The organism is Dellaglioa sp. BT-FLS60, assembly GCF_054941065.1.
On record NZ_JBSOLI010000015.1, the window covers coordinates 1 to 1,444 of the forward strand.

At 31.9% G+C, this 1,444-nt stretch carries 1 protein-coding gene; it reads right to left on the reverse strand.

From position 1 onward, the window contains the following. Positions 1 to 74: 74 nt before the first annotated feature. Complete coding sequence (locus ACVQ8P_RS00345) at positions 75 to 1,316, reverse strand: ISL3 family transposase (protein WP_462296868.1); 1,242 nt, start codon at positions 1,314 to 1,316, stop codon at positions 75 to 77. Between the last annotated feature and the right edge of the window lie 128 nt (positions 1,317 to 1,444).

The following is a 1,444-nucleotide window of genomic DNA, read 5'->3' on the forward strand; positions in this document are numbered from 1 at the left end:
GGCTCTTCGTCAACTGTTGTTGGTGAAATTGTCATTGAGAAATCTGTTATTTGATAACAGGTTTCTTTTTTTGCTTAAAATTTAATTGTACTCAAAATACGTAAACGATACTGGCTAAAATTTTTAAACCCATAAGCATTGCGCTTAATTACTTTTAGTTTATTGTTAAGTCCTTCTAAAGGACCGTTAGAATAGGGATATCGTAGCGCATTTTTTAAATAATCTGGTTGTTTCATGAGTGATACAGTTACCTTTTGAAATTGTTCTGAAACGCCTTTGGCGTTAGTTAACTGATAATTAAGTTTTGACCAATCTTTATTACGGATGGCAGTTAAGCTATTTTGAAGACAATCATAGGTATTAGCTAAGATTGGATCAATAGCTAGTAGATTTTGAATTAGATCTGTTTCAGTTTGCCATTCTTTGAAGTAAGACCAATGACGAAAATTTTTATAATTTAATTGGCTCATTGGTTTTAATAACAATTTCCAATATCGTTTTAATTGTTTGTAGGATTGGGAACTTACTGTAAGTTTTTTCATAATTTGAATCCTAGTTTGATTGAAAGCTCTAGTCATAGATTGAACAATATGAAATCGATCATATACAACAATGGCATTAGGAAACAACGTTTCAGCTAGTTTAGGATAGGTATAATTCATATCTGTCACAATTATTTTGACGTTATCACGTGCAGTTTTAACATAACGATTAAAGTGCTTGGTAATCTGATAGATGGTTCGTGCATCGATTAAATCAATTAATTCGTGAGTTTTGGCATCCATATATTCAAAGCTTAAGGCACCTTTTGTTGTTTTAATCTCATCGAAAAGAAGAACTTCCGGTAAATAATTTAAATTTACTTTGAAATCATGTTTGGTTAAAGCAAGCACACGACTAACGTAGTTAGTCGAAGTAGCGAGTTCTTTTGCGATATGGGTCATAGAACTCGTTTCTTTTAACTTTTCAATACAAGCTTTACGGCAGTTAAGTGAAATAGAACAATGTTTTGTTGTGAGTGTTGTTTGTGCCAAAAAGTAACCGTGGCATGTTTTACAGTGGAAATTTTGTTTGCGTAATTTAAGAATAATAGTCCGTTCAAATGAACGAGGTAAGCGAACCGAAACAGTTCGCCAACCATAATTAATAATCTGATTTGTATTGATAATGCCACATTTTTGGCAAGCTTTAGGACGATAATTTAAAGTACCATAAATAAAAATAGTACTATCAGAATCAGACTGAATAGCTAAATTATTATCAATTATAATATTTGGGTCTTCTATTCCAAGTAAAACTTTAGTATGATTAATCATGAGGGAACCTCTTTCTTTTGGGCTGGCTGGCCATTAAAGGAAACGAAGTTCCCTTTTTTGTATTATTATATAAAAAAATTGCCGCCAGTGATAGATTTTCTATCACCAACAACAAATATTGTAGAGCC